Origin of the sequence: Phenylobacterium sp., assembly GCF_030645195.1 — a bacterium.
Taxonomy (GTDB): Bacteria; Pseudomonadota; Alphaproteobacteria; order Caulobacterales; family Caulobacteraceae; genus Phenylobacterium.
In genome coordinates this window covers 1-13,198 of record NZ_JAUSLW010000075.1, presented here as the reverse complement: position 1 = coordinate 13,198, position 13,198 = coordinate 1, and the positions used below count along the sequence as shown (strand labels likewise).

Below are 13,198 nucleotides of genomic sequence, written 5' to 3'. Positions count from 1 at the left end.
TCAAGGACGCCGTCAACGGCGAAGCCCCCAAGAAGGCCAAGAAGTAGGACTTCCGGCGCGGGCCTCCCGCCCGCCGCCGACGGACTTCGAGACAGGGCCGTCCCTCCCGGGGCGGCCCTGTTTTGGTTTCTCCCTCCCCTTTATGGGGAGGGGCAGACCGCGATAGCGGTCAGGGTGGGGGAGTCTGGCCAGTATTCCCCACCCGTCCGAGGCTGACGCCTCGTACACCCTCCCCATGAAGGGGAGGGAGGCCCGCCTCCCTACGACCCCGCTCCCGCTCGGCCCGGGCCTTGGCCGCCTCGAAGCTCGGGCCGGCCACCAGTTCCAGGGTGTCGGGCCCGTCGCCGCAGCCGAACTTGCGGATATAGACGTCCATGTCGAAGCCCTCGGGCTCGGCGTCCTCGGCGTACTTCTTGGGCGACAGCCGCCCCAGCTGCCAGCGGATCACGTCGAACTGCAGGCGGGCCACCCGCGCCGTCTCCGGCCGAGCCCGCATCGCGATCTCCCAGGCCAGCTCCTCCTTGATCTGCGCCTGCACCTCCCGGGCCCGGGCGTAGTCCTGCCGGAAGTCGGCGTGCTTGCGCAGCCACTTGTAGATGGTCTGGGTCACCGGCATCCCCGGCGACCCGCCGATGGCCACCAGGCTCTCGCCCTGCGCCAGTCGCCGGCAAATCTCGCCGCCGATCGCATCGGTATAGGTGTCGGGCCGCCCCCAGGGCTGCTTGCGGGCCTCCAGACGCCGCAGCCGGGCCGCCTCGTCCTCCTGGATCTGGTTGCGCCGCGCCGCCGCCTGGGCCGCGGCGTAGCGCTCGGCCAGCAGCGGGTCGCCCATCCGCCATTGGTGCAGGGTCTGGGGGCTGGGCATGCCGGGCTCGCGGCAGATCCGCCTCAGGCTCTCACCCGCCTCGATCCGCGCGCAGACGGCCGCCGCCAGATCGGGATCATAACCGTTCCGCCGCGCATCCTGCGGCGCCTCATCGCCGAAACCCAAGCCGATCGCCTCCAAGCCTGACCCCGCCATCTTGCCACGGGGGGCCGGTTTCTCCGAACAAAAACAGAACAAAATGGCCCGCCAGCCCGAACATGAACGCCGCCCAACGGCGCGCTCCGCCTCTATTCAGCCGGGTTGGCGCGTCATGACGGGCATGGCGGCGAACCCCGCCGCCCCCAGGTGACGCCATGCAACACGAGCTCCCCGACATCCCGGTCCCCGCGGCCGACCTGCCGACCGCCGAGATCATCACCTACGCCCAGTTCCTCAGCGCCCGCTCGCGCCGCGCCCTCGACCAGGCCAGGGCCGGCGACCTCCGCGCCTCGGACTACCCCTGGGCCTACACCTTCGAGCCGCGGCGCCCTTGACGGCGGCGCGCCCCACGCCCCTTGACGACCCTCCGTCCACGGCCGACCCTCCGCCGCCAAGGGGAGAGACGATTTGGACAAGGCGATGCTGATCCAGTTGGCCGGATCGTTCGCGGCCGTGGCCGTGCTGGTGGCCGTGGCGGCCTGGGCCAAGATCGCCAAGCCGATGTCGCCGCTCAGCGACGCCCGCGCCCGGGCCCTGCTGGCCGACGAATTCCCCGGCAAGACCCTGGACGGCCTCTGGATCGCCACCGACGGCCGCGGCGCCCTGGCGCGCTCCGGGGCCTCGGCCCTGGTCCTGTGCGAGGTGGGCGACGGCTACGCGGCCCGCCACATCCCCTGGGCCCAGGCGCTGTCCGCCAGCTTCCGCGACGGGGTGCTGAGGCTCGATCTCGCCGACGTCGCCGCGCCCCGCGCCCGCCTGGCCTTCGACGCCTGGCCCCCGGCGGGAGCCCGCTGATGGATCCGCTACACGCCCCCTTCGATCCGGTGACCCTGGCGATCCCCTTCTTCGTCCTGGCCATCATCCTGGAAATCGCGCTGGCCCGCTTCAAGGCGGTGAAGGCCCACTACGAGACCCGCGACACCATGGCCTCCCTGGCCATGGGCCTGGGCAGCAACGTGGCCGGGCTCATCACCGGCGGCCTGGCCTTCGCCGCCACGGTCTGGGTGTGGAAGCACCGGGCCTTCGACATCCCCATGACCGCGGTCTGGGCCTGGGTGGCGATCTTCTTCCTGGAGGACCTGACCTATTACTGGTTCCACCGCCTGAGCCACGAGCGGCGGTTCTGGTGGGCGGCCCACGTCAACCACCACTCCTCGCAGCACTACAACCTGTCGACGGCCCTGCGGCAGACCTGGACCGGCGGCGTCGCGGCCACCTGGGCGCTGTGGCTGCCGCTCGCCTTCCTCGGCTTCCCGCCGGCCATGCTGGCCATCCAGAAGGGGATCAGCCTCGTCTACCAGTTCTGGATCCATACCGAGGCGATTCGGCGCATGCCCCGCTGGTTCGAGGCGGTGTTCAACACCCCCTCCCACCACCGCGTCCACCACGCCCGCAACCCGCGCTACCTCGACAGCAACTATGCCGGCATCCTGATCGTCTGGGACAAACTCTTCGGCACCTTCCAGCCCGAGCTGGACGAGGAGACGCCGCGCTACGGAATCGTAAAGAACCTGAACAACTTCAATATCCTGCGCGTAGCCTTTCACGAATGGGCCGGGATCGCCAAGGACCTGGCCGGCGCCCGCTCCCCGCGCGAGGTCGTGGGCTACCTCTTCGGCGCCCCCGGTTGGAGCCCCGACGGCTCCCGCGACACCTCGGCGACCCTGAAAGCGCAATGGGAGGCCGAGCAGGCGAAGCGGGACGCCCCCGACGTCGCCGCCTAGGGGGCCACGCGGGTCCCCCCCACGTCATCCCGGCCGCAGCGAAGCGGAGAGCCGGGACCCAGGAGCCCAGCGTACGGCCCCTGGGTCCCGGATCGGCCTGTCGGCCGTCCGGGATGACGGCGTTTGGATTGAGGGCCACCCACCCCCGGTTCGCGCCTCACGGGAACCTTCACCACGCCAGGCCCGTTGATGGAGCATGGAACGTCATCCGAACAACAGGACCGTGCTCATCGACGACGATCCGATGGTGCGTCTGCTGCAGGTGCTGGCCGAGTTCGCCGAGGAGCGCCGGCCCCGCGAGACCTCCGACCGCCAGTACGCCCGCCGCGCCTTCCCCGGCTCGCGCTTCTCCTCGGTTTTCGATCCACGGCACTGAGGCGGCGGGCCGGACATCGGATCGGGGAGCGAGCGTCTGACCCCCATTTGGGATTCAGCCTGTACGCCGCCGGGGACCGAAAAATACCTCTCGTCATTCGTGTAATCTTGCCGTGCGACAAGTTGTCTCATGCCTATAAATATGTCGTCTCATTGGACGATGAAGGGAAATGCCGAAAAAACATGTGAAACAATGATCTGCTGATCGAATTCTATTGCTGACGAACTAATAGATCGCCCCGTATTTAGTCCGTCTTCGGCGCGAATACCCATTTTGGTTCTTATGGTTTCGATCGCGTTAACCACTTGCGAGGATTTGCAGGCCGACAACCTCCGCAGATACAGCGCCGGGGGGCTCCATGAATTTCAGGTCAAAAAACCCTTTTGTCGGGGCGCAGGCACGCTCGGAAATCTTGTCCAAAGACATGAGGAACTCGAAATGACCCAAGACCAGTCCTTGAGTGATCGCCTCAGCTTCATGAAGCTGGACACGGACGCGCAACAAGACATCCGTGATGTGAAAACCGTCATCATGCGGGATCTGCCGGGGGCGCTGGATGCGTTCTACGCGCAGATCCAGGCCTTCCCCGAAACGCGGAAGTTCTTCTCGAGCCAGAGCCACGTCAGCAGCGCCAAGGACCGGCAGCTCAACCACTGGGAAGCGATTTCCAGCGGTCAGTTCGATCATAACTATGTGCGCGCCGTCACCAAGGTGGGTGAGATCCATGCCCGGATCGGCCTTGAGCCGCGCTGGTATATCGGCGGCTACGCCCTGCTGCTGGAGGCGCTGATCGGAGGCGTGCTCGCGGCGCGCTGGCCCAAGAGCGGCTTCGGGGCCAAGAAGGGGCCCGGCGTCAAGAAGGTGTCCGCGGAGTTGGGGGCCCTGACCAAGGCCACCCTGCTCGACATGGACTATGCGATCTCGGTCTATCTCGAAGCCGCTGAAGAAGCGCGCAAGAAGGCCGAGGCCGAGGTGCTCGCGAGCGAACGCGCCACCGTCGTCCACTCCGTGGGCGCGGGCATGGCGGCCCTGGCCGCCGGCGACCTGACCTACCGCATGCCCGACGACCTTCCGGAGGAGTACCGGAAGCTGCGCGAGGATTTCAACGCCGCCATAGCCCAGCTGGAGGAGACCATGACCACGGTGGCCGCCTCCACGGCCAGCATAGGCGCCAGCTCAGACGAGATGGCCCAGGCCTCCGACGACCTGTCGCGACGCACCGAACAGCAGGCGGCAGGCCTTGAGGAGACCGCCGCGGCCCTGGACGAGATCACCGCCACGGTGAAGACGACCGCCGAGGGCGCGCGTCAGGCGGGCGCGGCGGTGGCCGAGGCCAAGAGCGAGGCCCAGCGCTCCGGCGAGGTGGTCGGTCAGGCCGTCGAGGCCATGGGCCAGATCGAGGATTCCTCGCGCCAGATCAGCCAGATCATCGGGGTGATCGACGAGATCGCCTTCCAGACCAACCTCCTGGCCCTGAACGCCGGGGTCGAGGCCGCCCGGGCCGGGGACGCCGGGCGCGGCTTCGCCGTGGTGGCCTCGGAGGTCCGAGCCCTCGCCCAACGCTCGGCGGAGGCTGCCAAGGAGATCAAGGCCCTGATCTCGGCCTCGTCGCAGCAGGTGGGACAGGGGGTGAGCTTGGTGGGGGAGACCGGCAAGGCCCTTCATTCCATCGTCACCAAGGTGGCCGAGATCGACACCGTGATCTCGGCGATCTCCGCCTCGGCCCAGGAACAGGCGACGGGGCTGGCCGAGGTCAACTCCGCGGTCAACCAGATGGACCAGGTGGTCCAGCAGAACGCCGCCATGGTTGAAGAGTCCACCGCCGCCGCCCATTCGATGAAGTCCGAGACCGGAGAGCTCGCGCAATTGATGGCCGGGTTCCGGACCGGGGCCTCCCGCGCCATCGGCCGAACCGCGCCGCGGGCCGCGTCCGCCGGGTTCGCGGCCAGGCCCTCGCCCGCCCGGGCCATGCAGCGCAAGGTCGCCGCCAGCGTGGGCGGCGGCGGCGAAGGTTGGGAGGAGTTCTGAGAATGTCCGCCCCCCAGACCAGACTCCCGGCTGTCGGCGCCGAACTGATCATGGTGCAGATCGGCGACCAGCAGTTCGCCATCGACATCATGTCGGTCCGCGAGATCCGCGGCTGGGCGTCCTCCACCCCGCTGCCCCACGCGCCGCCCTATGTCCGCGGCATGATCAACCTGCGGGGCGTCATCCTGCCGGTGGTGGACCTCGGTTCGCGCCTGGGCCTGGGGACGAGCCAGCCGGACAGTTCCTCGGTGGTCGTCGTGGCCCAGATCAATGGCCGTCAGGTCGGCCTGCTGGTGGACGCCGTCTGCGACATCCTCCTGCTGACCGAGAACATGCTGCAGGAAACACCGGACGTCGGATCCACCGTCATTCAGGACTTCGTGCAAGGGGTCATGACCACGGAGGGCGGGATCGTGACCCTGCTCAGCCTTGATGAGGTCCTGCCGGGAGGGATGGAGGCCGAGATCGGCGCCGCGGTCGCCATGGCGGCCTAGCGGCGGCCCTTGGCAGAGAGTTGGCGGAAAGTTTTTCCTTTCAGATCAATCGGTCCGAAAGGAAAAGGCTCCGGGGCGCGCTGGCGGCCAGGGCCCGCGCGCTGTAGCCTTAGTTGTGCATAGCCGACTCAATCAGCTTGGCCCCCCGTCGGCGTCAACCAACGGCGTTCAAGGCCCAGGATCAGTCCCATCCTCTGTCCCGCCGGGGAACAGGGCCGCCGTCCGCGTCTTTCCTGAAACACCGATCGAGACCGCTTAGGATGACCGGAGCCCTGAACGATTCAGAGTTCGATCGTGAAAAGCTCATCCGCCACCTTGAGAGGGCGCAGCGCCTTTCCGACACGGGCAGCTGGGAATGGGACATCCTCACCGACGATATCGTGTGGTCGGCGCAGATCTACCGGATCTTCGGCCTGGCGCCGCATGCCTTCGCGCCGACCTATCCGGCCTTCCTCGAACGGGTGCACCCCGACGACCGGGCCCTGGTGGAACAGCGGGTCGGGGACGCCATCGAGGGCCGGCAGGCTTACGATCTGGACCACCGGATCGTCCTGCCGGACGGGAACGTGCGGATCGTTCACGAGCGTGGGGAGGTGGAGTACGCGCCCGACGGCCGACCGGTGAGGATTCTGGGCGCGGTGCAGGACGTGACCCACATTCGCACGGCCGAGATGGCCTCCCGCCGCAGCCAGGACCTGCTGGCGAGCATGCTGAAGATCTCCCCCGAGGCGATCGTGGTCACCGATTCCGCCGCGGTCATCCTGGCGTTCAGCGCCGGCGCCGAGGCGATCTTCGGCTACAGCGCCGGCGAGGTGCTCGGGCGCAAGGTCGAGCACCTGATGCCGCAGCGGTTTCATTCCAGGCACCATCGCCACGTCGAGGGATTCATCGCCGGGGCCAGGCCCAGCCTCACCATGCACGAGCGGTCTGAGATCTTTGGCCGGCGCAAGACCGGCGAGGAATTTCCCGCCGAGGCCTCGCTGGCGAGGCTGGAGACCGCCGACGGCTTCGCGTTCATCGTCGTCCTGCGCGATCTGTCGGAGCGGAAGGCCGCCGAGGGCCGGCTGATCGAGGCGCGGGAGCAGGCGGAACGGGCCAATTTCGCCAAGTCCGACTTTCTCGCCAATATGAGCCATGAGATCCGCACCCCGCTCAACGGGGTCCTGGGCATCGCCGGCGCCTTGGCGCGGACCGAGCTGAGCGCCAAGCAGGCCGAGATGGTCAACCTGATCGAGACCTCGGGCCGCGCCCTGCAGGGCCTGTTGAGCGACATCCTGGACCTGGCGAAGATTGACGCCGGACGCTTTTCGGTGCGCGCCGAGCCCTTCGAGCTCGACGGCCTGATCGCCGACACCTTCGCGCTCTTCCGCGCCGGCGCCGCGGAAAAGAACATCGACTTCAGCATGAGCATCGCTGCGGACGCCAGTGGCCATTACCTCGGCGACGACCTCAAAATTCGTCAGGTCCTGTCAAACCTGCTGAGCAACGCGGTGAAATTCACGGAACATGGCGGCATCCGTCTCTCGGTCGCCAACCTGAATCCTTCCGACGGGGATTGCCGGATCAGGTTTGTCGTCGAGGACACGGGCATCGGCTTCGCGCCCGAGATCGCCCAGAGCCTGTTCGAACGCTTCGAGCAGGCGGACGGCTCGATCACGCGGCGGTTCGGGGGCACGGGGCTGGGCCTCTCGATCTCCAAGGCGCTGGTGACGCTGATGCAGGGCGACATCTCGGCGACATCGACGCCGGGTCGCGGCTCGACCTTCCTGTTCGAGCTGCCCCTGAAGCGGGCCGAGGCGATCCTCGACCTGCCCCTCAGAAGCCCGGCCATCCCGCCCGACCGCAAAGCGGAACCCCTACGGGTGCTTCTGGCCGAGGATTATCCGATCAACCGCCTGGCGGTTGAAATGATCCTCGATGAACTGTCCGTCGATCTGACCTGTGTCGAGAATGGACTGGATGCCGTCCTGGCGGCGGAGGCCCAGGACTACGACCTCATCCTGATGGACATGCAGATGCCGGTGATGGATGGCCTCACGGCCATTCGCCGCATCCGGGCGCGTGAGGCGGCGGGCGGTGGCGCGGGGATTCCCATCTGTGTCCTGACCGCCAACGCCATGCCGGAGCACAGAGAGGACGCGGAGGCGGCCGGCGCGAACGCCTTCCTCACAAAGCCGATCGACGCGGGCTTGCTTATTTCTCTGGTCTTGGAGTTCGCAGCCACGGGGGTCGGGCCGGGGAGTCGGGGTCCCAGATCCCTGCCGCTGGCGCGGGCTCCTGGCTAGGCCGCCCTTTCCCTCTCGCCTGGTCAGCCTTACGGTTGCGCCAGACGGAGGGGACACCATGACAGATCTCGCGGGCAGGATTGCGCTGGTCACCGGCGCGGGGCGCGGCATCGGGGCGGCGACGGCCCGGGCCCTGGCCGCGGAGGGCGCGCGGGTGATCGTCACCGACCTGGAGGCGCCCCAGGCCCTGGCCGACGAGCTGGGGGGCCTGGCCCTGGCCCAGGACGTCACCGACGAGCCCGGCTGGATCGAGACCATCGACTTCGCCCGCACCCGGGCCGGCGGCCTGGACATCCTGGTCAACAATGCCGGCCTGTTCCTGATGAAGCCCGTCACCCTGACGACCCTGGAGGACTGGCGCAGGCTTCAGGCGGTCAATGTCGAGGGCGTGTTCCTCGGCGCCAAGCACGCCATTCCCCTGCTGGCCGAGCGGGCCGGTCGCTGGCGGGGCGGGGCCTCGATCATCAACCTCTCCTCTATCGCCGGCCTGGTGGGGTCGGCCGGGACCAGCGCCTACAACGCCTCGAAGGGGGCGGTGCGGCTGCTGACCAAGTCCCTGGCCATGGAGTTCGCCGCCCTCAACGTCCGGGTCAATTCCGTCCACCCCGGCGTCATCGAGACCGACATGGGCCGCGAAGTGCTGTCGGGCGTCTCGGCGGCCACCGGCGCCGGCGACAACGAGGCCCGCACCGCCATCGCCCAGCGCCACCCCCTGGGCCACCTGGGGGAGGTCTCCAACATCGCCGACGCCATCACCTTCCTGGCCTCCGACCGGGCGGCCTTCATGACCGGGTCGGAAGTGGTGGTGGACGGCGGCTTCACCGCCAACTGAGGCGGCTCACCGCGCATGCGTGGCCCGCCGATTCGGCCCCCGGGCCGAAAGGGCGTATCCTTCGCCCGGTGGCCCAGGCCGCGTTCGGTGCGCCTGTCGCCAAATGGGGTGCGTGATGACGGTGAGAATTCCGATCCTGCGAGCCCTTGCGGCGGGCGTCCTGGCGGCCCTCGCGATGGGCGCGCCCGCCTCGGCCCAACCCGTCACCCAGCCCGTCGAGGACGCCAGGCTCTACTATCTGCGCAAGGACCATCTCTGCGAGCTGCGTCTGGGGGGCTTCATCTCGCTCACCAAGCCCGAGAACAGTCCGACCCAGGCCGACCTCGACCTGATGCGCGAGATCTACGCGGTCGCCGACCGCATCATCTACGACTCCGAGATCCTGGCGAAACAGGTGGGGCCGGAGGCGGACAAACGCGTCATCGACGATCTCCTGCCGGCCTGGTACGCCGCCCTGAAGCACGGCGACGGCCAGCCCGACAAGGCCGCCATCCTGCGGGCGGACCTGACGCCGGGCCTGCGGGAGTGTATCGCCCGCGCCCAGACCCTGCCCAGGCCGCCGGCCTCCTGGAGATAGCGGTCTCGCCGCTCAGTCCCGCAGCAGCGGCAGGCTCAAGCCCGAGACCGGGCGGGCGCCCAGGATCTCGCGGCGGAAGCGGAACAGCTCGGCCGGCCGGCCGCCGGTGTCGGTGTCCATCGACCCCAGGCCCTCCACCAGCTCGGCCCGCTCCAGGGCGCGGCGGAAGTTCTGCTTGTGCAGGGGGACGCCGGCTATGGCCTCCACCGCCCGCTGCAGGGACGACAGCGTGAAGGCCTCGGGCATCAATTCGAACACCACCGGGCGGTATTTCAGCTTGCCGCGCAGGCGGGAGAGTGCGGTGGCCAGGATGCGGCGGTGGTCGGAGAACATCGGCTCGCCCATGGCGCCGGCCAGGGCCGGGGAGGGGGCGTGCTCCCCCCGGTCGCGGGCGGCCTCGGGGGCGAGGCCCGCCTCGTAAAGCAGCTCGTAGCGCTCCAGCACCCGCTCCTCGTTCCAGGGGGCGTCGTCCAAGGCGAACAGCAGGCGGGCGGCCGAGCGGCGGCGGATCGCCTCGGGACCCGCCGCGGCGTCGGCCCACTGGCGCAGGGCCGGCTCCAGGGCGGTCAGCGCCGCCGGGCGGCCCTCGCGCCAGTCCTCCCAGGGGAAGAACCGGCTCCAGTCGGCCCAGGCGGTGTCGGGGGCGTGGGTCTCGACGGCCTGGGGGGTGAGGGCGAGATACCCCACCGAGATCACCCGGGCGGCGCCGGCGCCGGCGCCGGCGCCCATGTCGGCCAGGGGCGCGTCGCGGCCCTTGTCGCCGAAGGTGTAGAGCTGCTCGACATAGCCCAGCTCGAACCGCGTCTGGGCGGTCACGAAGGCGCGCAGGGCCAGTTCGAAGGTGCGGTGGCCGTCGGGGTCGAAGGGGCCGAAGGGCAGGCCCGCCTGCTGGCGCTCCGGCCGCACGGTCAGCACCACGGCCTGGCCGTCGCGGATGGCCACCACCACGGCCGACAACCCGATGACGACGGCGCGGGCCATCTAGTGGCGGGCCGGGAAATCGAAGGGCTGGGCGCGCCCGTAGTCGTAGTCGCCCATGGCCGCCACGGCGTCGGCCATCCGGCCCCCGCGGCCCATGATGTCGTCGGCCAGCGCGATGATCCGGCGGTTGGGGGAGGCGTGGCGGGCGGCGCGGCGCATGACCAGGGCCATCTGCCGCTCGTCGGCCTGCGGGTTGCGCTCGCAGGCCAGGACGAAGGCGCTGGCGGTGGAGCGGCTGATCCCGGCCCAGCAGTGGATCAGCATGGGGGCGTCGCCGCTCCACTGCCCGCCGAAGGCCAGCAGGTCGCGCACCAGCTGCTCGTCGGGTGGGATCATGCCGTCCATGGGCTCGGCGATGTCGTTGACCCCCAGCCGCAGGTGGTTGGCCGGCGTGATCGCCGCCGGGGTCTCGATCATGCTGGAGGGGTCCAGCAGGGTGATCATGTGCGACGGCCGCCGCGCCGCGATGACGGCGGGAACCTCGGCCAGTCCGCAGATGATGAAGGTCACGCTCACTCCGTATCGAAAGCCTGGGGCGTGACGGAGAATCCCGCCGCCTCCGACAGCACATGGTAACGCTGGATGTAACGTATCTGCGCCTGTCCCGCCGACAACGGTTCGATGTGCAGTTGGTATCCCGCCGGCGGCGGATCGAAGAACTCGATCGACTCCGCCACCTCGAACCCCGCCAGCTGCGTCGCCTCGAAATAGGCGCAGGCTCGGTCGGCCTGCTTGATCAGCTTCTTGATCGCCGGCGGAACCTTGGCCGGCAGCCCGAACCGCGCATGGATCGCAATTTCTAGTCGTTCTTCGAACAACTTGTAGTCGTATCCCAGCGCCGCCTTGAACGGGCTGATCATGTCGCCGATCACGTACTCCGACGCGTCGTGCAGCAGGGCCGCCAGCCGCCAGCGCGGCTCCAGGTCCGGCTGGATGTGGGCGCAGATCTCCTCCACCACCACCGAGTGCTGGGCCACCGAGAAGGCGTGGTCGCCCACCGTCTGGCCGTTCCAGCGCGCCACCCGGGCCAGGCCGTGGGCGATGTCCTCGATCTCTATGTCCATGGGGGACGGGTCGAGCAGGTCCAGCCGGCGCCCCGACAGCATGCGCTGCCAGGCCCGGGGCTCCTTGGCGGTCTTACGCAGCCCTTTCCTCACCGACGCGTTCCTCTCACACTCAAGGTCGTGACCTGAACCAGGACTTGAGAAAGATCAATGAGCAGGTCCATCGTCCTCACCACTGTGATCATGCCAAGGGGAAACACATGAGTTGGGCTAGAATCATGACGCCGCTGTCCGGCGGCGAGGGCGACAAGGCCGCCGTGAAGGCCGCCGCCCTGCTGGCCGAGCCCTTCGGCGCCGAGCTTGCCTGTGTCTACACCCCCGCCGACGTGGCCGACGTCATGCCCTGGATGGGCGAGGGCTTCCTGGGCGGCGTGCAGTCCACGGCGCTGGAATCCCTGAAGGAAGCCGCCGCCGCCGGCGAGACCAAGGCCCGCGCCGCCGTCGCGGCCTGCGCCTATCCCAAGGCCAATTTCATCGCCCTGCAGACCCCGGTCTGGGCCGGGCTGTCCGCCGAGAGCCGCCTGTCGGACGTGGTGGTCTTCACCAACGACCCGCCGCGCGGCCGCGGCCCGCTCGCCGAGGCCTTCCAGCAGATGGTGGCCGACGAGCAGCGCCCGGTGCTGATCGCCCGCGAGGGCTTCAAGACCGGCGGCGTCGTGGCCGTGGCCTGGGATGGGGGCAAGGAAGCCTCCCGCGCCGCCCGCCTGGCCATGCCGCTGCTGGAAAAGGCCTCCCGGGTGGTCATCCTGGCCGCCCCCAAGGCCAGCTCCCGCAGCTTCGACCCCGCCCGCCTGCAGGCCTATTACGCCGCCCGGGGCATCGCCTCGGACGTCGACATCCTGCCGGACACCGGCGACGCCGCCCCCCTGCTGCTCTACGCCACCAAGAAGGCCGACGCCGACGTGCTGGTGGCCGGCGCCTTCGGGCACCCGCGGTTGCAGGAGTTCATCTTCGGCGGTACGACGCGGTCGCTACTGGCGGCTGATCAGCCGTCGCTGTTCCTTTCCCACTGAGTTAAAGAGGTCTCGCGCCATGAGTTTGTCGCGCATCGTGATGCGGCTCGCCCGCAATCCGGGCACTGAATTCGCCGGGGGCGACGATCACCGCGGCTACACGCTGACCGCGCCCCTCACCGCCGACGGTCACATCGACGAGGCGGCCTATTCCAAGGCCAAGGCCGAGTGCGTGGTCCGCCGCTTCGCCCCGGACGAGGAGGCCACCGACGGCCGCCTGGCCCGCAAGGGGACCCGCTGGTATTTCGACTATGAGGCCGGCGACACCGCCGACGACGAACCGGTCCACCGCCTCGGCGACCACCGGTTCGCGGTGGGCGAATATGTCACCGTCAACGACGAGGACGGCCGCCCCCTGACCTACAAGGTCGTCGAGGTCCAAGCCGTCTAGAGTTCCGCCCCGGCGAACCGAATTCCGGTTCGCCGGCGGCGGGCCGTCAGACCCCGCCGTTCTTGCGGACCAGCTTCTTGACGTCCTCGTACATGTCGCTGTGCTGGTTCGACCGGGATTTCGACTTCACCACGGCGACCGTCAGTGGTCCCGTGCGCGGCCCGCCAGCCTCGTAGCCGAGATAGCGATAGCCGCCCGACAGATCGTCGCCGGCATAGATGAAGGTGGCGCGGACGCCGCGCTTCTCTCGCGACAGGGCCTCGCCGCGCAGGCGGACCTCCCGGTACATCTTGATCGTGGCGGTGGAGTTGTCGCCGTCGGCGTCGATGTGGATCGGCCCCACGCTGACGTCGGCCTTGTCGCCCTCGGCCACCACGTGCAGGCCCGGCAGGTCGACGCGGGTGTGATC

15 protein-coding genes and 1 pseudogene are annotated in these 13,198 nt (G+C 69.0%); 11 read left to right on the top strand and 5 right to left on the bottom strand.

Annotated elements, in window-relative coordinates:
• Positions 1–169: 169 nt before the first annotated feature.
• On the bottom strand, positions 170–991 hold the full coding sequence (locus Q7T09_RS07140) for a hypothetical protein (RefSeq protein ID WP_304698808.1): 822 nt from the start codon (positions 989–991) through the stop codon (positions 170–172).
• A 188-nt stretch (positions 992–1,179) separates the two neighbouring features.
• Here Q7T09_RS07140 and Q7T09_RS07135 point away from each other — a divergent pair, with 188 nt between their 5' ends.
• From Q7T09_RS07135 to Q7T09_RS07095, 9 genes are all read left to right on the top strand, one after another.
• Positions 1,180–1,359 carry a hypothetical protein gene (locus tag Q7T09_RS07135; RefSeq protein ID WP_304698806.1) on the top strand — a complete coding sequence of 60 codons (180 nt, stop codon included), beginning with the start codon at positions 1,180–1,182 and terminating at the stop codon, positions 1,357–1,359.
• Between the two features lie 73 nt (positions 1,360–1,432).
• A complete protein-coding gene (locus tag Q7T09_RS07130) occupies positions 1,433–1,819 on the top strand; it encodes a hypothetical protein (protein ID WP_304698804.1) in 387 nt (128 codons plus the stop codon).
• A complete protein-coding gene (locus Q7T09_RS07125; RefSeq protein WP_304698802.1) occupies positions 1,819–2,748 on the top strand; it encodes a sterol desaturase family protein in 930 nt (309 codons plus the stop codon). Before Q7T09_RS07130 ends, Q7T09_RS07125 begins: the two co-directional genes overlap by 1 nt.
• A 196-nt stretch (positions 2,749–2,944) precedes the next feature.
• Positions 2,945–3,124, top strand: a complete 180-nt coding sequence (locus tag Q7T09_RS07120; protein WP_304698800.1) for a hypothetical protein — start codon at positions 2,945–2,947, stop codon at positions 3,122–3,124.
• A 438-nt stretch (positions 3,125–3,562) separates the two neighbouring features.
• Positions 3,563–5,152 carry a globin-coupled sensor protein gene (locus tag Q7T09_RS07115; protein WP_304698798.1) on the top strand — a complete coding sequence of 530 codons (1,590 nt, stop codon included), beginning with the start codon at positions 3,563–3,565 and terminating at the stop codon, positions 5,150–5,152.
• Between the two features lie 2 nt (positions 5,153–5,154).
• The gene (locus Q7T09_RS07110) at positions 5,155–5,646 is read left to right on the top strand and encodes a chemotaxis protein CheW (protein WP_304698796.1); all 492 of its coding nucleotides are present in this window, start codon (positions 5,155–5,157) and stop codon (positions 5,644–5,646) included.
• 137 nt (positions 5,647–5,783) lie between these two features.
• Complete coding sequence (locus tag Q7T09_RS07105) at positions 5,784–7,931, top strand: ATP-binding protein (RefSeq protein WP_304698794.1); 2,148 nt, start codon at positions 5,784–5,786, stop codon at positions 7,929–7,931.
• A gap of 58 nt (positions 7,932–7,989) precedes the next feature.
• On the top strand, positions 7,990–8,763 hold the full coding sequence (locus Q7T09_RS07100; protein ID WP_304698792.1) for an SDR family NAD(P)-dependent oxidoreductase: 774 nt from the start codon (positions 7,990–7,992) through the stop codon (positions 8,761–8,763).
• 115 nt (positions 8,764–8,878) lie between these two features.
• A complete protein-coding gene (locus Q7T09_RS07095) occupies positions 8,879–9,340 on the top strand; it encodes a hypothetical protein (protein ID WP_304698790.1) in 462 nt (153 codons plus the stop codon).
• 12 nt (positions 9,341–9,352) lie between these two features.
• Here Q7T09_RS07095 and Q7T09_RS07090 read toward each other — a convergent pair whose 3' ends face one another.
• From Q7T09_RS07090 to Q7T09_RS07080, 3 genes are read right to left on the bottom strand one after another with little or no spacing between them, the layout of a single operon-like run.
• The gene (locus Q7T09_RS07090) at positions 9,353–10,321 is read right to left on the bottom strand and encodes an NAD regulator (protein WP_304698788.1); all 969 of its coding nucleotides are present in this window, start codon (positions 10,319–10,321) and stop codon (positions 9,353–9,355) included.
• Positions 10,322–10,831 carry a tyrosine phosphatase family protein gene (locus Q7T09_RS07085; RefSeq protein WP_304698786.1) on the bottom strand — a complete coding sequence of 170 codons (510 nt, stop codon included), beginning with the start codon at positions 10,829–10,831 and terminating at the stop codon, positions 10,322–10,324.
• Between the two features lie 2 nt (positions 10,832–10,833).
• A complete protein-coding gene (locus tag Q7T09_RS07080) occupies positions 10,834–11,427 on the bottom strand; it encodes an HD family hydrolase (RefSeq protein WP_304698809.1) in 594 nt (197 codons plus the stop codon).
• A 158-nt stretch (positions 11,428–11,585) separates the two neighbouring features.
• Between Q7T09_RS07080 and Q7T09_RS07075 the strand changes: the two genes are divergently transcribed.
• Both Q7T09_RS07075 and Q7T09_RS07070 read left to right on the top strand, forming a co-directional pair.
• Positions 11,586–12,398 carry a universal stress protein gene (locus tag Q7T09_RS07075; RefSeq protein ID WP_304698784.1) on the top strand — a complete coding sequence of 271 codons (813 nt, stop codon included), beginning with the start codon at positions 11,586–11,588 and terminating at the stop codon, positions 12,396–12,398.
• A 19-nt stretch (positions 12,399–12,417) separates the two neighbouring features.
• Complete coding sequence (locus tag Q7T09_RS07070) at positions 12,418–12,789, top strand: hypothetical protein (protein ID WP_304698782.1); 372 nt, start codon at positions 12,418–12,420, stop codon at positions 12,787–12,789.
• A gap of 46 nt (positions 12,790–12,835) precedes the next feature.
• Here Q7T09_RS07070 and Q7T09_RS07065 read toward each other — a convergent pair.
• A pseudogene (locus tag Q7T09_RS07065) lies at positions 12,836–13,198 on the bottom strand (hypothetical protein); the annotation flags it as partial.